Consider the following 18,943-nt stretch of genomic DNA (forward strand, 5'->3'; position numbering starts at 1 on the left):
CGGTACGGACCTTCGCGTGCCGTCACGCCGACTCGCGCACCACGAGTTCCGGCTCGAAGACGACCGATGTCGCGTCCGTGCGTACGCCGTGGATGTGCTCGTCGAGCAGGCGCGCCATCTCCGCCGCCATCTCCTCGACCGGCTGGCGGACGGTGGTGAGCCGGGGGTGGCAGGTGACGGCGATGCTGGAGTCGTCGAAGCCGACGACCGCGACGTCCTCGGGCACCCGCCGGCCCCGCTCGCGCAGCACCTGGCAGGCGCCCTGGGCCATGAGGTCGTTGGCCGCGAACACGCCGTCCGTGCCGGGGTGGCGCTCCAGCAGGTCCGCCATGGCCGCGATGCCGCTGTCGAGGGTGAAGCCGCCCTCGGCGACCGGGACGTGCGGACGGCCGTGGCGGGCGAGCGTGTCGCGGAAGCCGGCCAGCCGCTCCTGGCTCGCGGCCACGTCCAACGGACCGCTGACCGTGGCCAGTTGGCGGCATCCACGGGCGAGCAGGTGCTCGGCGGCGAGCCGTGCCCCGTCCCGGTGCGCCAGGTCGACGTAGCTGAGCGGAACCGGCCGCGAGGGACGCGCGAAGAGCACCGCGGGGAGCCGGGCGCCGGCGAGCAGGGCGGGCAGCGGGTCGTCGGCGTGGGTGGAGACGACAAGGGCGCCGTCGGCGCGGCCCTGACGCAGATAGGTCAGCACTTCTTCCCGCGCCTCGGCGGACTCGGCGAACATCAGCACCGGGTGCATGGAGCGGGGGCGCAGGAAGCCGACGATGCCGCCGACCACGCGGCCGAAGAAGGGGTCCGCGAACACCCGTGTGGCGAAGGCGTTCTGGCCGGCGTCCGTGGTGTCCCCGGCGCCGGACACCACCAGGGCGACGGTCTCGGCCCGCCGGGTCACCAGCGAACGGGCGGCCCGGTTGGGCGCGTAACCCGTCCGCTCGATGGCACCGCGGACCAGTTCCTGTATCTCCGGATCCACGTTGCGGATGCCGTTGACGACCCGGGACACGGTCGCCCGGGAGACACCGGCCTCCCGGGCGACGTCCTCCAGCGTCGGGGCCCGTCTGCGCATGCAGGCACCCTAACGGACCTGCGGATCACGCAATAGAGCGCTCTCCGGCGACGGACCCGTCACTGGGTGGGGTCAGGAGTAGACGCCGAACTCGTACAGCGAATAGCCCCAACCGGTCCCCCGCGCCGTGCCGTTGACCCGTACGTAGCGGCCTGTCCCGGTGACGTCGAAGTCGTCGATGCCGCCGTTGCCGTCGGACACCGTGTGCACGGTCTGCCAGTTCTGGCCGTCGTCGGAGGTCTGGACGGTGTACGCCTTCGCGTACGACGCCTCCCAGAACAGCTGGACGTGCCGGAAGGTGGTGCGGGTGCCGAGGTCGACCCGGAGCCACTGGGGGTCGCTCCAGTCACTGGCCCAGCGGGTGGCGGGGTTTCCGTCGACGGCGTTGGCGGCGGTGCACGGGCAGTCGCCGTAACTCGCCTGGTAGGACGAGGCGGTGGCCGGTCTGCCCTGGGCCAGGTTCGTACCGGACGGCACGGGTGGGACGACGCGGATCGAGCGGGTCTCGACCCCTACGTTGCCCCGGCCGTCGGTCGCCTTGACGTAGATCTTCCACACCCCAGGGCGGTCCGGAGCGGTGACCTTCAGTCGGCCGCCGCCGAGGTCGGTGACGGGCAGCGAGGCGAGGTTCTTGCTCTGGTCGACGTACATGCTGTTGTCGAGGACCTCGTAGGAGATCCGGTCGCCGTCGGGGTCGGTGGCCTTGACGTCCACGACGAGGTCCCGTCCCGCCTGCACCTTGCCCGCGTCGCCCTCCACGCTCAGGTCGGAGATGACGGGCGGGGTGTTGTCGTGCGTGGTGTCGCCGCCGTAGGCCTTCTTCACGGCGTAGTACGACAGGCGCTTCTGGCCCGCGGGCAGCAGGTTGAACCAGATGCCGCCGAAGTCGTACTCGGTGCCGTAGTGGAACATCGTGGCGCCGAGTGCGACGCCCTTGTGGCCGGTGACGCAGCCCCAGGCGCGCGTGTAGCCCTCGGCCTTGGCCCGGTCGGTGGGTTCGAGCGGTACGCCGTTGGCGTCGTCGGGGACCTCCCACTCGCCGGCCGGTCCGGTCTCGGTGACGATGTAGGGCTTGGTGTAACCGCCCTGCTCCCAGGCGGACTTGATGTCGCAGACGGCGTTGTAGGAGTTCACCGCGTACAGGTCGAGGTCGGGCGCGTTCTTCTTGTAGTACGGCCAGGCCCCGACCCAGGCGTCGGTGGAGGTGACCGGGTGGTTGGGGTCGACGGCGTGGATCTTCTTGGTGATGTCGTTGACGAGGGTGGTGTACGCGTCGCGCTGTCTCTCCAGCTCGTCGCCGCTGTAGCAGTTCTGCAGCCCGAGGACCGACTCGTTGCCGACGTCCCACATCAGCACGCCGGGGTTGTCCTTGTACGTCTGGACCCACTTGGGGAACTCGTCGAGCATTTGGTTCTTGTACGCGGTGTCGGTGACGTAGTTGACGCAGCCGCCGCTGCCGGGGCCGCCGCCGGGCTGGAGCCAGAAGCCGGCGACGACCTTGATGCCGTGCGCGGCCGCGGAGTCGAACAACGGCTTGCTGGTGGCGTCGGTGCCCCAGGTGCGGATCGTGTTGACGCCCATGGACTGCAGGTCCGGCATGTACTTCTCGGCGTCCGCGACGCTCGGGCCCCAGGTCAGGCCCTTGATCTGGTACGGCTGCCCGTCCACGGTCAGCTGCCAGGAGCCCTGGCCGCCGGTGACCTTGACGACGCTGCCGGCGGCGTGCGCCTGGGCCGCGGGCAGGGCGATGAGGGCGCCGGCCGCGAGCACGCCGGCGGTGAGGGGTGCCGCGACGCGGCGGGTGCGGGTGGGGGGTCGTGGGGTCATCTCTGCCGCTCCTCAGGGGAGTTCATAGTGCTCGTCCAGTGCCGCGCCCGCCTCCGGGTGGGTCTCGTCGTAGCCGCGCGCGTCGCACTGCAGCCCGCCGACGACGCAGTGGTCGACCAGCGCCTTGAGCGTGCGGTCGTCCCAGGCGTTGAAGAAGTCGTAGTGGAAGCTGTGGCCCGTGCCGCTGGCGAGCCGCACCTTCGACATGTCGCCGTTGACGGGGAACGCCATCTTGAACTCGATCATCGGAACGGCGACCGGATGGTCCGCCGGGCAGATGTTGTCGTTCGTGCCGGGCTTGACCACGGGGTAGGCCATGTGGCTCTTGTGGTCGGGGGTGTCGAGGTACTTCCCGTCCCAGCAACTCGGCGCCTGGAAGCGGATGTTGAGCTGGACGTCGGCGCGGTTCGGGCAGGTCGCGGGGAACTCGGTGTTGAAGTAGCTGTCACCGCACTCCCAGCCCTCGACGAAGCCGGGGTGGTGGCGGAACTCGTCGGCGCTCTGCATGGGGCTGCCGACGACGAACCGCAGGCCCTTGGGGAAGGGCCGGACGCTGGTGTAGTCGGTGACGCCCGCCTTGTAGTAGATGACCTGCGGACCCACGGGCAGGATCGGCTGGTCGCCGTTGTAGAGGGTGGGCATCCAGTAGCCGGACAGGTCGCCGGGGGCCTTGCAGGTGGTGCCGCCGGCCGCCAGTGAGGCGGTCGTGCTGTAGGCGTCGGTCGTCGTGTTGCCCATGAACGTGTGGTCGTGGGACTTGCCGGGCTGCTGCGGATAGACGATGGGGTCGTCCGGCCTGGTGTGGGTGACCGCGCAGTTGGCCTGGAACTCGTGGAAGTAGCGGTGGGGCGGATCCTGCGTGGACGGTGTCACGCCGGTGACCGGCGGGTTGGCGGGGATGTAGCCGTCGCCGTCCGGGTCCTCCGGGGAGTCGGCGGTGGACGCCGCCATCGTGTGACCGGAGTGGGTGGCCGCGAACGCCTGCGCCGCGGAGCTGTGCGGTGCGGGCGGCCCGGCGCTGAGGGCGACGCCGCCCAGCCCGATCGAGGTCAGCAGGAGCGCGCCGGTGATCAGCGTCGCTGACAGGCCTTTCGATCTCCGTGACATGGAGACCTCCTCCTGAACGGTGGGGGTGTGAGAGACCGCGCCCGGCCGCGGCATGACAGTGCGTCAGGTGAGCCTGCGTCATGGGGTGCCGGGCGGAGCGTGGGAGAGCGCTCTCCCGCCGAGGAGTGTTGAGGGCATGTCATCAAGATGTCAAGGGATCCCGCAGAAGTGGACCAGGAAAGATTTCAACTTCCGAAGGCTTGCCGGGACTTGGAACTCATCAGTTAAATCAAGACGTGAACTAAGCGCCGGGGCGGTCGCCTTGGCGCCTGTCCCGTCTGCGCACGGGGCCCTCTCCTGCTCTTTTCCCATCGCACCCGCAGGGACCTCCATGAGACTCAGATCCGTGGGCGTCGCGCTCGCCGCCATGGCGGCGCTGCTCGTCCTACCCGTTCCCCGACCGGCCGCCGCGGCCGAACTCCCGCTGTCCCAGGGCAGAACGGCGACGTCCTCCTCCGACGAGAACGCCGGCACTCCGGCGGCCGCCGCCGTCGACGGCGACACCGGCACCCGCTGGTCGTCGGCCGCGAGCGACGCGCAGTGGCTCCAGGTCGACCTCGGCGCCACGGCCTCGATCTCGAAGGTCGTCCTCAACTGGGAGGCCGCGTACGGCAAGGACTACAAGATCCAGTCCTCCGCCGACGGCAGCACCTGGACCGACCTCACCTCCGTCACCGGTGGCGACGGCGGCACCGACACCCTCGACGTCTCGGGGCAGGGCCGCTACGTCAGGATGTACGGCGTCCATCGCGCCACCCAATGGGGCTACTCCCTCTGGGAGTTCCAGGTCTTCGGCACGGCCGGCACCGGCACGTCCTCCTGCGACACGTCGAACGCCGCGAAGGGCCGGCCCGCCTCGGCCTCCTCCACGGAGAACGCCGGCACCCCCGCCTCCGCGGCCTTCGACGGCGACGGCGGCACCCGCTGGTCCAGCCAGGCCGCCGACCCGCAGTGGGTGCAGGTGGACCTCGGCTCGGTCAAGGACCTGTGCAAGGTCGACCTGACGTGGGAGGCGGCGTACGCCAAGGAGTTCCAGATCCAGGCGTCCTCCGACGGCCAGAGCTGGACCACCCTCAAGAGCGTCACGGGCGCGAGCGGAGGCACGGCCTCCTACGACGTCAGCGGCTCAGGACGGTACGTCCGCATCAACGGCACGGTCCGCTCGACGGGTTACGGCTACTCCCTGTGGGAGGTGGCCGTGCACACCGGCTCCGGGGACAGCACTCCCCCGGTCCAGGGCGGCGGCGACCTCGGGCCGAACGTCATCGTCGTCGACCCCAGCACCGCCGACCTGCAGCAGAAGTTCGACGACGTCTTCGCCAAGCAGGAGTCGGCCCAGTTCGGCACCGGCCGCTACCAGTTCCTGCTCAAGCCCGGCACCTACAACGGCATCAACGCCCAGATCGGCTTCTACACCTCGATCTCCGGGCTCGGCCTCAACCCCGACGACACCCAGATCAACGGTGACGTCACCGTCGACGCGGGCTGGTTCAACGGCAACGCGACGCAGAACTTCTGGCGTTCGGCGGAGAACCTCGCCCTCACGCCCTCGAACGGCACCGACCGCTGGGCCGTGGCGCAGGCGGCACCGTTCCGGCGTGTCCACGTCAAGGGCGGCCTCAACCTGGCCCCGAACGGCTACGGCTGGGCCTCCGGCGGCTACATCGCGGACTCGAAGATCGACGGCACCGTCGGCCCGTACTCCCAGCAGCAGTGGTACACCCGCGACAGCTCGGTCGGCGGCTGGACCAACGGCGTGTGGAACATGACGTTCACCGGTGTCCAGGGCGCGCCGGCGACCAACTTCGACTCGGGCCCGTACACCACGCTCGACACGACGCCCGTATCCCGCGAGAAGCCGTTCCTCTACCTCGACGGCAGCACCTACAAGGTGTTCGTCCCCGCGAAGCGCACCAACGCGCGCGGCGTGTCCTGGCCGGCGAACGCGGGCGCCTCGCTCCCCCTGGACCAGTTCTACGTCGTGAAGCCGGGCGCCACCGCCGCCACCATCAACCAGGCGCTCGCCCAGGGACTCAACCTGCTGTTCACACCCGGGGTCTACCACCTCGACCAGACCATCGACGTGACGCGCCCCGACACCGTGGTGCTCGGACTGGGCCTGGCCACGATCGTGCCGGACAACGGCATCGACGCCATGCACGTGGCCGACGTCGACGGCGTGCGGCTCGCCGGCTTCCTCATCGACGCGGGCGCCACCAACTCCGACACCCTGCTGCGGATCGGGCAGCCCGGAGCGAGCGCCGACCACTCGGCCGACCCGACCACCATGCAGGACGTGTTCGTCCGGATCGGCGGTGCCGGTCCCGGTCTCGCCACCAACTCCGTCGTCGTCAACAGCGACGACGTCGTCATCGACCACACCTGGCTGTGGCGCGCCGACCACGGCAGCGGTGTCGGCTGGGACACCAACCGGGCCGACTACGGCCTGCGCGTCAACGGCGACGACGTCCTGGCCACCGGGCTGTTCGTCGAGCACTTCAACAAGTACGACGTCCTGTGGAGCGGCGAACGCGGCCGCACGATCTTCTTCCAGAACGAGAAGGCCTACGACGCCCCGAACGCGGCCGCCATCACCCATGACGGCATCGTCGGCTACGCGGCCTACAAGGTCGCCGACACCGTGACCCAGCACGAGGCGTGGGGGCTGGGCAGCTACTGCAACTACACCTCCGATCCGTCGATCGTCCAGGCACACGGCTTCCAGGTCCCGGTCACCGCCGGGGTGAAGCTGCACGACGTCCTGGTGATCTCCCTCGGCGGCAAGGGCCAGTACGCCCACGTCGTCAACAACACCGGTGCGCCGACGTCGGGGACGGACACCGTGCCGTCGAAGCTGACGTCGTTCCCGTGAGCGACAGGACGGATGCGACGTAGGACGAACTAATCGGTTGCCTGTCGGCGACGGTCATGGATGCAATGTCCGCCATGGTCGACACGCCGGCAGCGCAACCTCTTCCCCGGCGGACCGAGGGCTCGTCCGCCCGGATCGGCGCTCTCGCTCCGCTGAGCAGTCCCGGCTGGGTCGAGGCGGGCCGGCATCTGCTCGCCGGGCTCGAGTCGGGGGTGCTTGACGTCAACGACGCCGGTGGCGTCCTCGGGCGGCCGCTCGAACTGGTGGTCAGGGACACCGCGGCGGATCCGCAGCGGGCCGCCGCGGCCGTGGAGGAGCTGGCCGGTCTGGGCGTGGCCGCCGTGGCCGGCGAGTACCACAGCGTCGTCGCGCGTGCCGCGGCCGCCAAGGCCGATGCGCTCGGGCTGCCGTTCCTGTGCTCGTCGGCGGTGCTCGACGCGCTGACCGACCGGCCGACGGACTGGGTCGCACGGCTGGCCCCCGCGCAGTCCCACGGATGGCGGATCTACGCGGAGTTCCTGCTGGGCGCCGGTCACCGCCGGATCGCCGTGGCGGCTCAGCCGAGCGTCTACTGGGAGTCCGGGACCCGCATCCTGCGGGAGCACCTCGCTCCGCGCTGCGGCACCGTCATCGAGCTCGACATGGGCGCGCTCACCCCCGAGGACGTGTGCGACGCACTCGCCGACCACGGTGCGACGGCCCTCCTCCTGCTGACCGGCATCCCGGAGCCGGCCGTGTCGCTCGTCCGGTCCGTCCGCGCCGACCGGCGTCTGGCCGGCGTCCTGGTGGGTGCACCGGCCGGGCAGCCGGAGTTCGGCCCATGGGCGGCGCTGCTGGGCGAGGACGGCGCCGGGATCCCCTTCCTGCGCTACCTGCCCGAACGGCTCGGCCCCCTGGGGGCACGCGTCGGCTCCGCACTGCGCGAACGTCTGGGCCGGGCTCCCTCGTTCGTCGCCTTCGAGGGCTACGACACCATCACCGTCCTCGCCGACGTGCTGAGCGCCGGCGAACTGTCCCGGGAGCGAATTCCCGCTTCCTGGGCGGGAGTTGCGGTCGAAGGCACGCGCGGGCCGATCCGGTTCTCCCGCGTGCCCGGTGTCGGCGTGCGGCAGTGGGCGTGGGCTCCGGTCCAGGTCGTCGACCGGGATCCGGCGGCACTCGATCGTTTTCGCGTCCTTCGCACCGGCTGAGGCGGCCGATGCCGGGTATGCGGTGCGGCAGACCGTACGACACTTCGCTGAGGGACCACGACGATGACCGATGATGCCTACCTCGTCCTGCTGGACGGCACGGCCGCGACGCTGGGCGTGCCTCCCGTGGCCGTCGGAGAACTGGCCTGCATGGAGACCCCCGCCGTCAGGGCGTGGCTGAGCGCGCAGGGAATCACCGCGACCTCTCCCGAGCTGCGGCTGCTGCCGCCGGAGGAGACGGCGGCCATCCCCGAGGACGCCGAGCGGCTGCCCGTGCCCCTCGGGGAGGAGGAACTCAGCCGTCTGCGCCACGAGATGACGCCGCCGAGCCTCGCGCAGCTGGAGCGGGAGCTGCTGGCCTACCGTTCCTGCGCCGACGGCCGGAGCGCTCTCCTCACCCGGGCCCTGGCGGCCGGAGTCCCGGCGCACCGCATCGCGGAGCTCACCGGTGAGGACCTCGCCGTCATCAAGGCGGAGGCCGGCTAACGCACCACCGTGGCAAGGACCTCGTTGAAAGCCTCCGTGGAGCTCGGGTGGGTCCAGATGGCATCGCGCAGCCCGCTCGCGGTCACCCCGGAACGCATCGCCAGCGCCACGGTGTTGATCAGTTCCTGAGCGTCCACGCTGAGCAGCGCCGCGCCGAGGATCTCGTCCGTCTCGGCGTCCACGACGAACTTCATCATGCCGCGGACCTCGTCCACGATGCTGGCCCGGGGCATGGCCATCAGCGCGGCGATGTCCTTGGCGGCGACGCGCACGGACCGCCCGAGGTGGTGCGCCTCCTTCTCCGTGATGCCCACACGGGCGAGGGGCGGGGTCATGAAGAGGGTGTAGGGGACGGCGACCCGGTCTGCCGTCGACCGCTTGCCGTCGCCGGTGCCCATGATCTGGCCGGCGACGATGCGGTAGTCGTCGAGGGAGATGTAGGTGAACTGCGGTCCGCCGTTCACGTCGCCCACCGCGAAGATGTGCGGGCGGCTGGTGCGCAGGTACTCGTCCACCTCGATCGCGCCGCGCTCGTTCGTGCGCACGCCGGCCGCCTCCAGCCGTAGCCCGGCGGTCCGCGGCGCACGGCCGGTGCCGACGACGACCGCTTCCGCCTCGACGGTGCCCTGTCCGCCGTCGCGCGTCGAGTAGTGGACGGTGGCGGCGCCGTCGCCGTCGGCGACCTCGGTGACGCGGGCTCCCGTGACGAAGGTGATGCCGTCCTCCCGCAGGATCTTCTCCGCGGCACGAGCGATGTCGTCGTCCTCGCGCCGCAGGATGCGGTCGCCGCTCTCCAGGACGGTGACGGGAATCCCGTAGCGGCTCAGCATCGCCGCGAACTCGATGCCCTGATAGCCGCCGCCGATGACGGCCGCACGGCGCGGCATGTCGGCCGAGCGGACCAGGTCCGCGTTGGTCACGAGATGCGCGCTGTCCCGCAGGCCGGAGACGTCCGGGATCACGGGCTCGGCGCCGGTGTTGATCACGATGGTGTCCGCGCTGATCTCCAGCCGGTCGCCGCCCGCCACGACCTCGACCCGCTTCTCGTCCAGGAAGGACGCCGTCCCCGTCACCACGGTGACCGTGTCGAGGGTGTCGAGCATCCGGAAGTTCTTGTCGCGCATGGTCGCCGTCATCGAGGCGGTCGAGGCGATGGAGGCCGCGTACCACTTGCCCGGGTCGACGTCGTCGGGCCGCTGGGAGGCGCGGTGGATGAGCGCCTTGGTCGGCACGCAGGCGATGTTGATGCACGTGCCGCCGTACATCAGGGCGTCCTGCTCCACCATCACCACGCGCTTGCCCGCGCGTCCCATGGCGGCCGCGAGCGTCTTGCCGCCTTTCCCGAAGCCGATCACCAGCAGGTCTGCGTGCAGTGCGTCCATGGATCTAGACTCTGCCGAAGCTAGCGATCCCACAAGTCAGCATTGGATCAATTTCCGTCGAGATAGGCTCATGGACGCGATCAGCACGCTCATCCGCATGGCCCGGCTGGAGGCCTCCATCGACGTGCGCTGCCTTCTGACCGGCAGCCACATCCTGGACAATCCGCCCCGCCCGCCCGGAGAGGTGCCCTTCCACGTGCTGCTCGAAGGCCGCTGCGTGGCCGAGTCGGACGGGCGCACCCTCGACCTGTCCGCTGGGGACGTCCTCGTCCTCCCACGCGCCGGGCGGCACCGCCTGCGCGTGGTCACCGAGGTGCCTCCCGTGCCCGCCGACCTGAGGGAGGGCGCCTCGGTCACCACCCTGCGCAGCGACGGCGTGCCCTCCGTGGACCTCTTCTGCGGCCACTACACCTATCGGCCGGGTGCCGGGGCGCTCCTGTTCGACGGGCTCCCCGACGTGCTCCACGCGTCGTTCGGCATGGGGGCCGGCTCTCCGCTGCGCCCGCTGGGCGAACTCATGCGCACCGAGGCCTCCTCGGACGGTCCCGGCGCCGGCGCACTGCTCGCCTCCCTCTGCGAGGCCCTTCTCGCCCTGACCCTGCGCGACGGCGGCAGCAACGAGGGGCGGTCCACGGCCTTTTCGGGGCCGTGGACCGCGGTGGTGGATCCCGGACTGCAGGCGGTGGTGAACGCCGTGGTCCACGACCCGGACCACCCGTGGACCCTGGCCGCTCTCGCCACGGTCGCCGGCGTCTCCCGGGCCACCTTGGTGCGCCGTTTCTCGGCGGCCACGGGCGTCGGCGTCGCGGAGTTCCTGACGCGCACCCGGATGACGGTGGCCGCGGACCTGCTCACGACCACCGAGCGCGGGCTGGACGACATCGCCGCGAGCGTCGGCTATCGCTCGGCGTCCGCCTTCGGCCGCGCCTTCCGCACCGTCACGGGCACCACCCCCGCCCGGCTGCGGCGGGCCACGGCACTGCGCGGCGCGTGACGGCCGCGAGATGTCGGCGCCCGGCTCCCGGGCACCGACTCCCTCTCGTACGGGCTTGGTTGGAGGCGAATGCGTACGGCCTCAGTTGAGGGCGAACTTCTGGGCCGCGGCGCCGTTGCAGTCCCAGATCTGCAGCCGCGTGCCGTTGGCGGTGGCACCGCTCGGCGAGTCCAGGCACCGCCCCGACTGCGGATTCAGCAGCGAACCGTCGGCCTGCTGCACCCACTTCTGGCCACCCACGCCGTTGCAGTCCCACAACTCCACCTTGGCCCCGTTCGCCGTCCCGTTGCCAACGATGTCAAGGCACCGTCCGAGCGTCGTCAGTGAGCCGTCGGAGCGGTGGTACCAGTGCTGGTCGACCGCCCAGGACTGGCAGTCCCAGAGCTGTACGGCCGCGCCGTTGCCGCCGGTGTCGTCGGCGTCGACGTCCACGCACGTGCCGCCGGGGCCGATCGCCGGGGCGCCGCCGTTCACGGCGAACTTCTGGGCGGTGGCGCCGTTGCAGTCCCAGATCTGCAGCCGCGTGCCGTTGGCGGTGGCACCGCTCGGCGAGTCCAGGCACCGGCCCGACCGCGGATTCAGCAGCGAACCGTCGCTCTGCTGCACCCACTTCTGGCCACCCACGCCGTTGCAGTCCCACAACTCCACCTTGGCCCCGTTCGCCGTCCCGTTGCCAACGATGTCAAGGCACTTGCCGATGGTGCTGAGGGAGCCGTCGGCGTTGTGCTGCCAGTGCTGGTCCTCGGCATAGGTCTGGCAGTCCCAGAGCTGTACGGCGGTGCCGTTGCCGCCGGTGTCGTCCGCGGCGGCGTCGACGCACTTGCCGCCGGGGCCGGTGATCGTCCCCTGTGGCCCGTTGGGTACGTCCGTCTCGCCGGAGTAGCCGACGGAGACGATGTCGGCCTGCACCGCGTTCTCGGCGGCGTCCGTGGGATAGCCCGCGACCATGACCCCCTCGAAGAAGGTGCCGCGGTTGCGGTTGCTGTTGTCGCCGCCGGTGCCCAGGATGATGCCGCCCTCCTGCTGCATGGGCTGGTAGCCGCCGCGGGTGGGCAGGGCCCCGTCCCACCAGGTCGACAGCGCGCCGGACTGCGAGTTGCCGCCCTTGAGGGCGTATCTGGTCTGGCCGTTGTTCTTCAGCACGGCCGTCACATAGGCGCTGTTGTTGCCCAGGTTGGCGGTGTTGGAGCCGTTGTTCCCCTGGAACATGCCGTTCTCCAGGTCGGCCTCGACCCAGGGACCCGAGCCGGTGCACGGCGCGAAGTAGCACGTCGTCGCGATGCTCACGGCGTCCATGTGTCCGTTGCCGGTGTCGGCCGGTGTGCTCTCCGCGTTGCCGTAGTCGAAGCAGCAGTCGGATCCCACGTGCGTGCCGCTGGCCACCATGTAGGCGCCCTCGGGCTGGCCGTTGACGGCGACGCCGGAGGCCGCGCCGGTGTAGCGGTAGCCCACGCCCGGAGAGATCCAGATGCCGTAGACCTTGTGGCCGCCGGCCGTCACCGCGATCTCACTCGCGTCCGCCCCGCGGTCGGCGCCGCCCGCGGTGCCCGCCGGGCCGGGGGTGAGGTCGTTGTGCCGTGACGTCTGGTCGTAGACCTTCGAGATCCGGCAGGTCGTGTTCTGGCAGAAGGTGTCCTGCCGGCCGGCGTTGGCGTAGCCGCCCTGCGACAGCAGGCCGATGTCCGTCCTGGCGCCGTCGGAGGCACGGGTGACCTGGTAGAGCGGTCCGTTGTAGGACGACAGCAGGGCGCGCGTGGTGCTGTGCGCGGCCACGCACGGGGTGCCCGCGGATCCGTAGATGTCGCAGGGCAGGGAGCCGGCCGCCTGCGACGTCGCGGGAAGGCCGACGAGGAATGCGAGGACGAGTCCGAGAGTGGTGGCCGCGGCGGCCAGGCATCTCGCCGCCCTCCGCGTGATCCGCGGGCCACGTCTTGATGTATACATGACAACCCTTTCCCGAGTTTCATAATCGTGCGCGAATGCCTCACAGCGCATGGGCGGGACCTGTATTCGGCTCGGAAGTTACGCAAGCTGTTGATACACGTCAATATTTGTTTCATTACTTTGAGTGGGCTTTTGCTCGGTGGTTCGAATGTGTTTGTTTCCGTTGTCAATAAGGCCATGATCGTGGCAGGCAATTCGACGTCACGGACGCCTGGGAAGGGATGAGCATGCGCATCGACCTGGAGGGACGGACGGCTCTGGTCACGGGTTCGACCCAGGGCATCGGAGCCTCGATCGCGACGGGGCTCGCCCGGGCCGGCGCACGCGTCGGGATCAACGGCCGTGAGCAGGCCCGGGTCCAGGAAGCCGTTGATCGCTTCCAGGTCGACGTCCCTGACGGCCAGTTCGTGCCCGTGGCCGCGGATGTGGCCGGAGAGGACGGCGCCGAGGCGGTCGGGGACGTACTGCCGGATGTGGACATCCTCGTGAACAACCTCGGGATCTTCGGCGCCAAGGACCCGATGGAGATCACGGACGACGAGTGGCGCCGCTACTTCGAGGTGAACGTCCTCGCGGCGGTCCGCCTCACCCGCAGGTACCTGCCGGGCATGTGCGAGCGCGGCTGGGGGCGTGTCCAGTACCTGGCCAGCGACTCGGCCGTCGTGACCCCGGCCGAGATGATCCACTACGGCATGTCCAAGACCGCGCTGCTCGCCGTGGGCCGCGGCTTCGCCAAGCAGGCCGCGGGGACCGGAGTGACCGTCAACAGTGTGATCGCCGGCCCCACGCACACGGAGGGCGTGGAGAAGTTCGTGTACGAGCTGGTGGACCCCGACCTCCCGTGGGACCAGGCGCAGCGCGCGTTCATGAAGCAGCACCGCCCGCAGTCCCTGCTGCAGCGCCTCATCGAGCCGGAGGAGATCGCCAACATGGTGGTGTACCTCAGTTCCGATCTGGCGTCGGCGACCACGGGCGGCGCGCTGCGCGTCGACGGCGGATACATCGACGCGATCCTGCCGTGACCGTCAACTCGCCCTGAGGGAGACCGCCGTGGCGTCGTGCGTGCGCTCGTGTTCCGCGCGTGCCGATGCCAGGAGACGCTGCCAGGAGGTGACGGTCGGGCGCCGGCGTAACAGGGCACGGCGTTCGCGTTCCGTCATGCCTCCCCAGATGCCGTGCTCGATGCGATGGTCGAGTGCGTAGGCGAGGCACTCGGTCCGCACTCCGCAGCCGCCGCACAGCGCCTTGGCGCGGTTCTGTGCACTGCCCTCCACGAAGAGGTCGTCGGGGTCGGCCGTCCTACACAGCCCCCGCTCGCCCCAGTTGGTGTCCACCATCCGGTGATGCCGTCCTCTCCCCTGGTCTGCGTGACGCATTGCCGTTTGCTGAACGCAACAGGCATATGACATCACGCAGTTCAGGGAAACGTTCATTCTTCTTCATCGACCGTCACACCTTCGGGTGAGCGGTGATTGCTTTCCGCGCACGGGGGCGCTAAGGGCGCCCCCTCCGGCAACGGCGATGCCGCGCCGTGCGCGGCCCGTCAGCGTCTGCGCCAGTTCCAGCCGCTGCCGATCCCGGCCACGTGCAAGGCCAGCGCGGTGAGTCCGAGCAGCATCACATTGGTCGAGGTGAAGGTGTCGTTGGTCGAGATGTCCGCCGCGTTGATGAGGAAGGAGATGAAGAACAAGACCGCCGAGAGGATCGCCAGCATGGTGTCCGTCCGTTCGTGAAGTCGGCTGCGTGGTGCGTACCGTGTGCGATCCGGATGCCCGCGACCGGGCCGAACACACGGGCGACCGGGCCCGGAAACCGTCGAGCCTCCGGGGCCACTGCCGTGGACCGCCGGCGCACCTGTCACACCCTCAACATCCGAGGTCAGCGCAAGGACCGGGTCTCACCAGCCAGTTCGTGGAAGCCGCTGCGCACCGCCCGCCGCCCGCATAACGTGCGGTATCCCGAACCGCTCTCCCACATTCCTCGCGGTCCGCACCTCTTGGGGCCCTCGACCTACCAGGAGATCTTGGGATGTCCTCCGACAGCTCCCACTTATGGTCCGACCTGTCCTCCGAGGCGTGTCCGCCGCAGCATCGGCCCGGCCGGCACGCTTCTCCGTCCCCAGGCCCGCAGTGGGCCCGCCCGGCCGACGGGCGCGGCTCCTTCCCCGTCCGGTCATGGGCAGGTCCCCACCGCGATCTGCGGTTGCTGCGCCGGGCGAGCCGTCGGCTGCGCCGCGTCGCGACGTTCGCCGCACTCGGCTACTTCGCCGTCTTCCTCACCCTGACCGTCGAGCTCCCCGAGGTCATGACCCGACCGGCTCCCGGCGGCCTGCCCCTCGGGCTGGTGCTCGCTCTCGTCCAACTCCCCGTCACCTGGCTCGCGGTGGTCCTCTTCGAGTTCATCGCGCGCCGCCACGTCGACCCACTGGCCCGGCGCGTGCGCCGGCAGGCCCGCGGCGCCGACGACGGGGAGCCGCGGCCATGACCGACTTCGACGGCACCTCGCAGTCCTGGTCGCTCGTGGCGTTCTGCACCGTCGTCACCCTCACGCTGCTGCTGTGCGTGCTCACCGGCCCCGATCGCGACGACCTCGCCGAGTTCTACACCGGCTACCGCTCCCTGTCGCCCCTGCGCAACGGCCTGGCCATCGCCGGTGACTACATCTCCGCGGCCACGGTGCTCACCGTCGGCGGGATCATCGCGCTGTGCGGCTACGACGGTGTCGTCCTGGCCCTGAGCACCCTGCTGTCCCTGCTGCTCCTGATGGTCCTGCTGGCCGAACCCCTCCATCACGCCGGCAGGTTCACCATGGGCGACGCACTCGGCCGGCGCCTGCCCGGCCGCGCGGTGCGCGTCACGGCCTGCGTGGTCACCCTGGCCTCGCTGGTGCCGATGATGGTCGTCCAACTCGCAGGTGTAGGACAGCTGTTGGCCTACGTCCTCGGCTTCTCCGACAGCGCGATGCGGACCGGCTGCGTCATCGGGGCCGGAGCGCTGATGATCACGTACGCGGCCATCGGGGGCATGCGGGGCACTGCCCTGATCCAGATCCTCAAGACGGTGATGCTGCTCGGCTCGGGGCTGATCGTCGCCGCGCTCGTCCTGTACACCTTCGGCTGGAGCCCGCAGAACCTGTTCCACGCCGCCGCGCGGCGCAGCGGGGCCGGGGACGCGTTCCTGCGCTGGGGGCTGCAGTTCGCGGGCGGGGAGCACAGCGGCCTCGACATGATCAGCACGCAGTGCGCCATCGTGCTGGGCGGCGCCTGTCTGCCGCACGTCACCATGCGGATGTACAGCGCCGGCAGTGCGCGGCAGGTCCGGCGTGCGATGAGCTGGGCGGTGTCCACCGTCGCGCTGTTCGTCGCCGTCGTCATCGTCATCGCCGTCGGCGCCACGGCCCTCATCGGGCGGACCGGCGTCACCGCCGCGGACCCCCGGGGCAACACGGCCTATCTGCTGGGCGCGCGGGCCGCGTTCGGGATGCAACTCTCGCACGCGGAGAGCCTGTTGTTCACGGCGGTCACCACGGCGATCTTCCTGACCCTGCTGGCCTCCGTGGCCAGCATGACCCTCGCCTGCGCCAACTCCCTGGCCCATGACGTCGCCGCCACCCGGCGCGCCACGACGCCGCAGCGGGAGACGGCACTGGCACGTCTGGCCGCCCTGGCCGTGGGCGTCCCGGTGATCCTGCTGGCCGTGGTGGCGCAGCACCGCAGCCTCCAGCCGCTCGCCATCCTGTCGTTCTGCCTGGGCGCCTCGGCCATCGCGCCCGCACTCGTCTACAGCCTCTTCTGGCGCCGCTACACGCGGACCGGCCTGCTGTGCACGCTCATCGGCGGCGGCCTGAGCGTGCTCGTCCTCATCCCCGGCACCAACCTCGTCTCCGGAACTCCCCAATCGGCCTTCCCGGACGCCGACTTCAACTGGTTCCCGTTCACCACCACGGCCCTCGTCTCGGTGCCTGCCGGCTTCCTGTGCGGCGCGCTGGGCACGCTCCTGTCCCGCGGAAGGACGGCCGTAGGGGCTCGGGACCGGTACGAGGCCGTCGAGCCCCTCCTGCTCGCCGGACCGGCACGGCGCGCGGACGGATGACGCGGCGGACCGCGCTACACGACCGCCGCCGCCACCACGACGATCAGCACCAGCACGATCAGCAGGAGGGCCATCCTCAGCGGACCGAACCGGCGGCCCGGCGGGACGTCCGGCGGCGACACGGGCGGGGGTGGTGCGACGTCCGGCACCGGCTGCGGACGCGGCGCGTTGAAGACGTCGTGGCCGGTGCGCGCGGCCCGGTCGCACCAGGGGCAGGACGGCAGATGGGAGCCGTACGTGTGCAGCGGCCGGGCGGGGCACACCCGTATCCGCGTCCGCTCCCCGTCCAGTGCCCGCAGCCAGGCGTCCGCCGGAGGGCGGGCGGCGGGGGCCTGCACGCCCGGGCCGAAGGCAGCACGGGCCAGGGTGAGCAGGTCGGGCGGGAGCACCGACGGGTCGACGGTGCCGCGCGGGACGGTCACCAGCTCCGGGCGCACCACGTACGAGACGCTGGCGGCGATGTTGTCCTTCACGGTCGACTCGGAGGTGCTGTCGTGCGGCACGCCCCCGAAGGGGTGGTTGCCGGCGGTCAGCAGCTGGTAGACGAGCACGGCGAGCGCGAAGTCGTCGCTGGACCGGTTGGCGGGTGCGCCGGTCTGCCGCTCGGGGGCGGAGTAGTCCGTGGTGTGCATGAGGCAGGGGAACGGCTCGCCCGTCACGGGGTCGGTGAAGGCGATGGAGTCGCAGTCCAGGAAGGTGACGAAGCCGTTGGTGTCGACGACGACGTTGCTGCTGGAGAAGTCGCCGATGACGAGGTTGTCGTAGTGCATGCGCGCGGTCATGAAGGCGAGGTTCCAGGCGACGCCCAGCAGGAAGCGCCAGTCGGCCCGGTCGGGGAAGAGCCTGAGGCGCTGGGCGCGGGTGAACAGCCCGACCAGCTGGACGTGTTCGGGCTCGCCGAAGCGGTGCATGCCGTAGCCGAGGAACTCGCCGCCGCTGCCGCGTGCGAGCGCGGTGGGCCAGGCCAGCTCGGGCGGCTGGAAGCGGTTGGTGGGGCGGGCCGCCAGCGGGGACATGGTGAGCATCCGGGCCAGCCGCCGTTCCTGCTCGGGGCCGGGCGGGTCGCGGTAGAGCTTGACGACGGTGCCGTGGTCGCCCTCGACGGGGAAGACGGCCGCCTGGCCGCCGCCCTTCAGCGGGGCGTCGGCGAGCACCACCGGCCTGCCGTCCAGATGGACCACCCGTCCGCTCATGGGCGTGCCCTGCGCACGGCCCGCAGCAGCGTCTTGTCGTCCGCGTTCAGTGCGGTCAGCCGGTCGGACCTGAGCAGCGCGGCGAGGTTGTCGTGTGCGCCGTCGGGCACGGGCCAGGGGCCGTCGAGGGAGCGGAAGACGGCGTCGGCGAACGAGGCGTTGGGCGTGGGCGGTCCGTCGGCGGACCGGGTGAGCGCGGCCTGCGCGAGGCCGTCCGTGGACAGCAGGACGCCGTCCACGCCCGCGTCGCAGACGCAGTCGGTGTGCACCTGGCGGGCCGCGTCCGGCGAGGTGAGGAAGACGGTCTCGTTGCTGTACTCCCCCGCGGCGGGCGGCTGCGGCAGCAGATGGAACTGCCGCCGGCCGTCCTCGGTGCCGGCGCGCAGCACGACGAAGCCGTCACCGACGCTGAGATGGCCCAGCCAGCCCGGCGCGAGCACCACGACGGTGAGCGTGGTCGCGAAGTCCGCGGCGGCCGGCCCCGTGGTGTCCAGGAACACCTTGGTGACGTCGTGGAAGGCGTCCAGCAGCAGGTCGTGCACGCGCTCGCCGGGCGGGTCGTCGACGGCCGCGGCGGCCCGTCGTGCGAAGTGCTCGCCCGCCAGCGCGACCGCGAGCCGCGAACCCTCCGGGGAGCGCGGCCGGCTGCCCGCGCCGTCCGCGACGGCCAGCACGGCGAGCCGCCCGGACTCGGTGTGGCCGCACGCGTCCTGGCAGGGCCGCCCGTCGCGGCGGTGCCGATACCCCTCGACGCTCATGCCGTGGATCCGCCAGCCGGCGCTGCCCTCGTCCAT

Annotated in this window: 16 protein-coding genes; 7 read left to right on the plus strand and 9 right to left on the minus strand. The window is 70.9% G+C overall.

The window, feature by feature from the left end; translation table 11 throughout:
• Positions 1-22: 22 nt before the first annotated feature.
• The 3 genes from ACFU97_RS21120 to ACFU97_RS21130 all read right to left on the minus strand — a co-directional run bounded on the left by ACFU97_RS21120 (position 23) and on the right by ACFU97_RS21130 (position 3,997).
• On the minus strand, positions 23-1,063 hold the full coding sequence (locus ACFU97_RS21120) for a LacI family DNA-binding transcriptional regulator (protein ID WP_384258611.1): 1,041 nt from the start codon (positions 1,061-1,063) through the stop codon (positions 23-25).
• A gap of 72 nt (positions 1,064-1,135) precedes the next feature.
• On the minus strand, positions 1,136-2,890 hold the full coding sequence (locus ACFU97_RS21125) for a discoidin domain-containing protein (protein ID WP_384258613.1): 1,755 nt from the start codon (positions 2,888-2,890) through the stop codon (positions 1,136-1,138).
• A 12-nt stretch (positions 2,891-2,902) separates the two neighbouring features.
• Positions 2,903-3,997, minus strand: coding sequence for a DUF1996 domain-containing protein (locus ACFU97_RS21130; RefSeq protein ID WP_384258615.1), 1,095 nt, complete (start codon positions 3,995-3,997; stop codon positions 2,903-2,905).
• A gap of 331 nt (positions 3,998-4,328) precedes the next feature.
• On the opposite strand from ACFU97_RS21130, the gene ACFU97_RS21135 reads away from it, so the two are divergent.
• The 3 genes from ACFU97_RS21135 (at position 4,329) to ACFU97_RS21145 (ending at position 8,545) form a co-directional block, all read left to right on the plus strand.
• Positions 4,329-6,869 (plus strand): discoidin domain-containing protein, encoded by a 2,541-nt coding sequence (locus tag ACFU97_RS21135; protein WP_384258618.1) that lies wholly within the window; start codon positions 4,329-4,331, stop codon positions 6,867-6,869.
• A 65-nt stretch (positions 6,870-6,934) separates the two neighbouring features.
• Positions 6,935-8,059, plus strand: a complete 1,125-nt coding sequence (locus ACFU97_RS21140; protein ID WP_384258620.1) for an ABC transporter substrate-binding protein — start codon at positions 6,935-6,937, stop codon at positions 8,057-8,059.
• A gap of 63 nt (positions 8,060-8,122) precedes the next feature.
• Positions 8,123-8,545 (plus strand): DUF6003 family protein, encoded by a 423-nt coding sequence (locus tag ACFU97_RS21145; RefSeq protein ID WP_384258623.1) that lies wholly within the window; start codon positions 8,123-8,125, stop codon positions 8,543-8,545.
• On the opposite strand, the gene ACFU97_RS21150 is transcribed toward ACFU97_RS21145, so the two are convergent.
• A complete protein-coding gene (locus tag ACFU97_RS21150; protein ID WP_384258625.1) occupies positions 8,542-9,927 on the minus strand; it encodes an FAD-dependent oxidoreductase in 1,386 nt (461 codons plus the stop codon). The two genes, ACFU97_RS21145 and ACFU97_RS21150, sit on opposite strands and share 4 nt — an antisense overlap.
• Before the next feature lie 70 nt (positions 9,928-9,997).
• Between ACFU97_RS21150 and ACFU97_RS21155 the strand changes: the two genes are divergently transcribed.
• Positions 9,998-10,921, plus strand: a complete 924-nt coding sequence (locus ACFU97_RS21155) for a cupin domain-containing protein (RefSeq protein WP_384258627.1) — start codon at positions 9,998-10,000, stop codon at positions 10,919-10,921.
• A gap of 81 nt (positions 10,922-11,002) precedes the next feature.
• On the opposite strand, the gene ACFU97_RS21160 is transcribed toward ACFU97_RS21155, so the two are convergent.
• Positions 11,003-12,865 (minus strand): arabinofuranosidase catalytic domain-containing protein, encoded by a 1,863-nt coding sequence (locus tag ACFU97_RS21160; protein WP_384258629.1) that lies wholly within the window; start codon positions 12,863-12,865, stop codon positions 11,003-11,005.
• Positions 12,866-13,092: 227 nt separating this feature from the next.
• Here ACFU97_RS21160 and ACFU97_RS21165 point away from each other — a divergent pair, with 227 nt between their 5' ends.
• A complete protein-coding gene (locus ACFU97_RS21165; RefSeq protein WP_384258631.1) occupies positions 13,093-13,887 on the plus strand; it encodes an SDR family NAD(P)-dependent oxidoreductase in 795 nt (264 codons plus the stop codon).
• Between the two features lie 3 nt (positions 13,888-13,890).
• Here ACFU97_RS21165 and ACFU97_RS21170 read toward each other — a convergent pair whose 3' ends face one another.
• Together ACFU97_RS21170 and ACFU97_RS21175 are read right to left on the minus strand one after the other, a co-directional pair.
• Positions 13,891-14,202, minus strand: a complete 312-nt coding sequence (locus ACFU97_RS21170) for a WhiB family transcriptional regulator (protein ID WP_384258633.1) — start codon at positions 14,200-14,202, stop codon at positions 13,891-13,893.
• Positions 14,203-14,408: 206 nt separating this feature from the next.
• Positions 14,409-14,579 carry a hypothetical protein gene (locus tag ACFU97_RS21175; RefSeq protein ID WP_384258636.1) on the minus strand — a complete coding sequence of 57 codons (171 nt, stop codon included), beginning with the start codon at positions 14,577-14,579 and terminating at the stop codon, positions 14,409-14,411.
• A gap of 488 nt (positions 14,580-15,067) precedes the next feature.
• Between ACFU97_RS21175 and ACFU97_RS21180 the strand changes: the two genes are divergently transcribed.
• Together ACFU97_RS21180 and ACFU97_RS21185 are read left to right on the plus strand one after the other, a co-directional pair.
• Positions 15,068-15,349 (plus strand): DUF485 domain-containing protein, encoded by a 282-nt coding sequence (locus ACFU97_RS21180; RefSeq protein ID WP_384258638.1) that lies wholly within the window; start codon positions 15,068-15,070, stop codon positions 15,347-15,349.
• Positions 15,346-16,956: a cation acetate symporter gene (locus ACFU97_RS21185; RefSeq protein WP_384258640.1), complete on the plus strand. Its 1,611-nt coding sequence runs from the start codon at positions 15,346-15,348 to the stop codon at positions 16,954-16,956. The genes ACFU97_RS21180 and ACFU97_RS21185 overlap by 4 nt, the downstream gene beginning before the upstream one ends.
• A gap of 14 nt (positions 16,957-16,970) precedes the next feature.
• On the opposite strand, the gene ACFU97_RS21190 is transcribed toward ACFU97_RS21185, so the two are convergent.
• Together ACFU97_RS21190 and ACFU97_RS21195 are read right to left on the minus strand one after the other, a co-directional pair.
• Positions 16,971-18,149, minus strand: a complete 1,179-nt coding sequence (locus tag ACFU97_RS21190) for a hypothetical protein (protein ID WP_384258642.1) — start codon at positions 18,147-18,149, stop codon at positions 16,971-16,973.
• On the minus strand, positions 18,146-18,943 hold the full coding sequence (locus ACFU97_RS21195) for a PP2C family serine/threonine-protein phosphatase (protein ID WP_384258644.1): 798 nt from the start codon (positions 18,941-18,943) through the stop codon (positions 18,146-18,148). The genes ACFU97_RS21190 and ACFU97_RS21195 overlap by 4 nt, the downstream gene beginning before the upstream one ends.

The sequence above is a fragment of the Streptomyces sp. NPDC057616 genome, assembly GCF_042800575.1.
Lineage (GTDB): Bacteria > Actinomycetota > Actinomycetes > Streptomycetales > Streptomycetaceae > Streptomyces.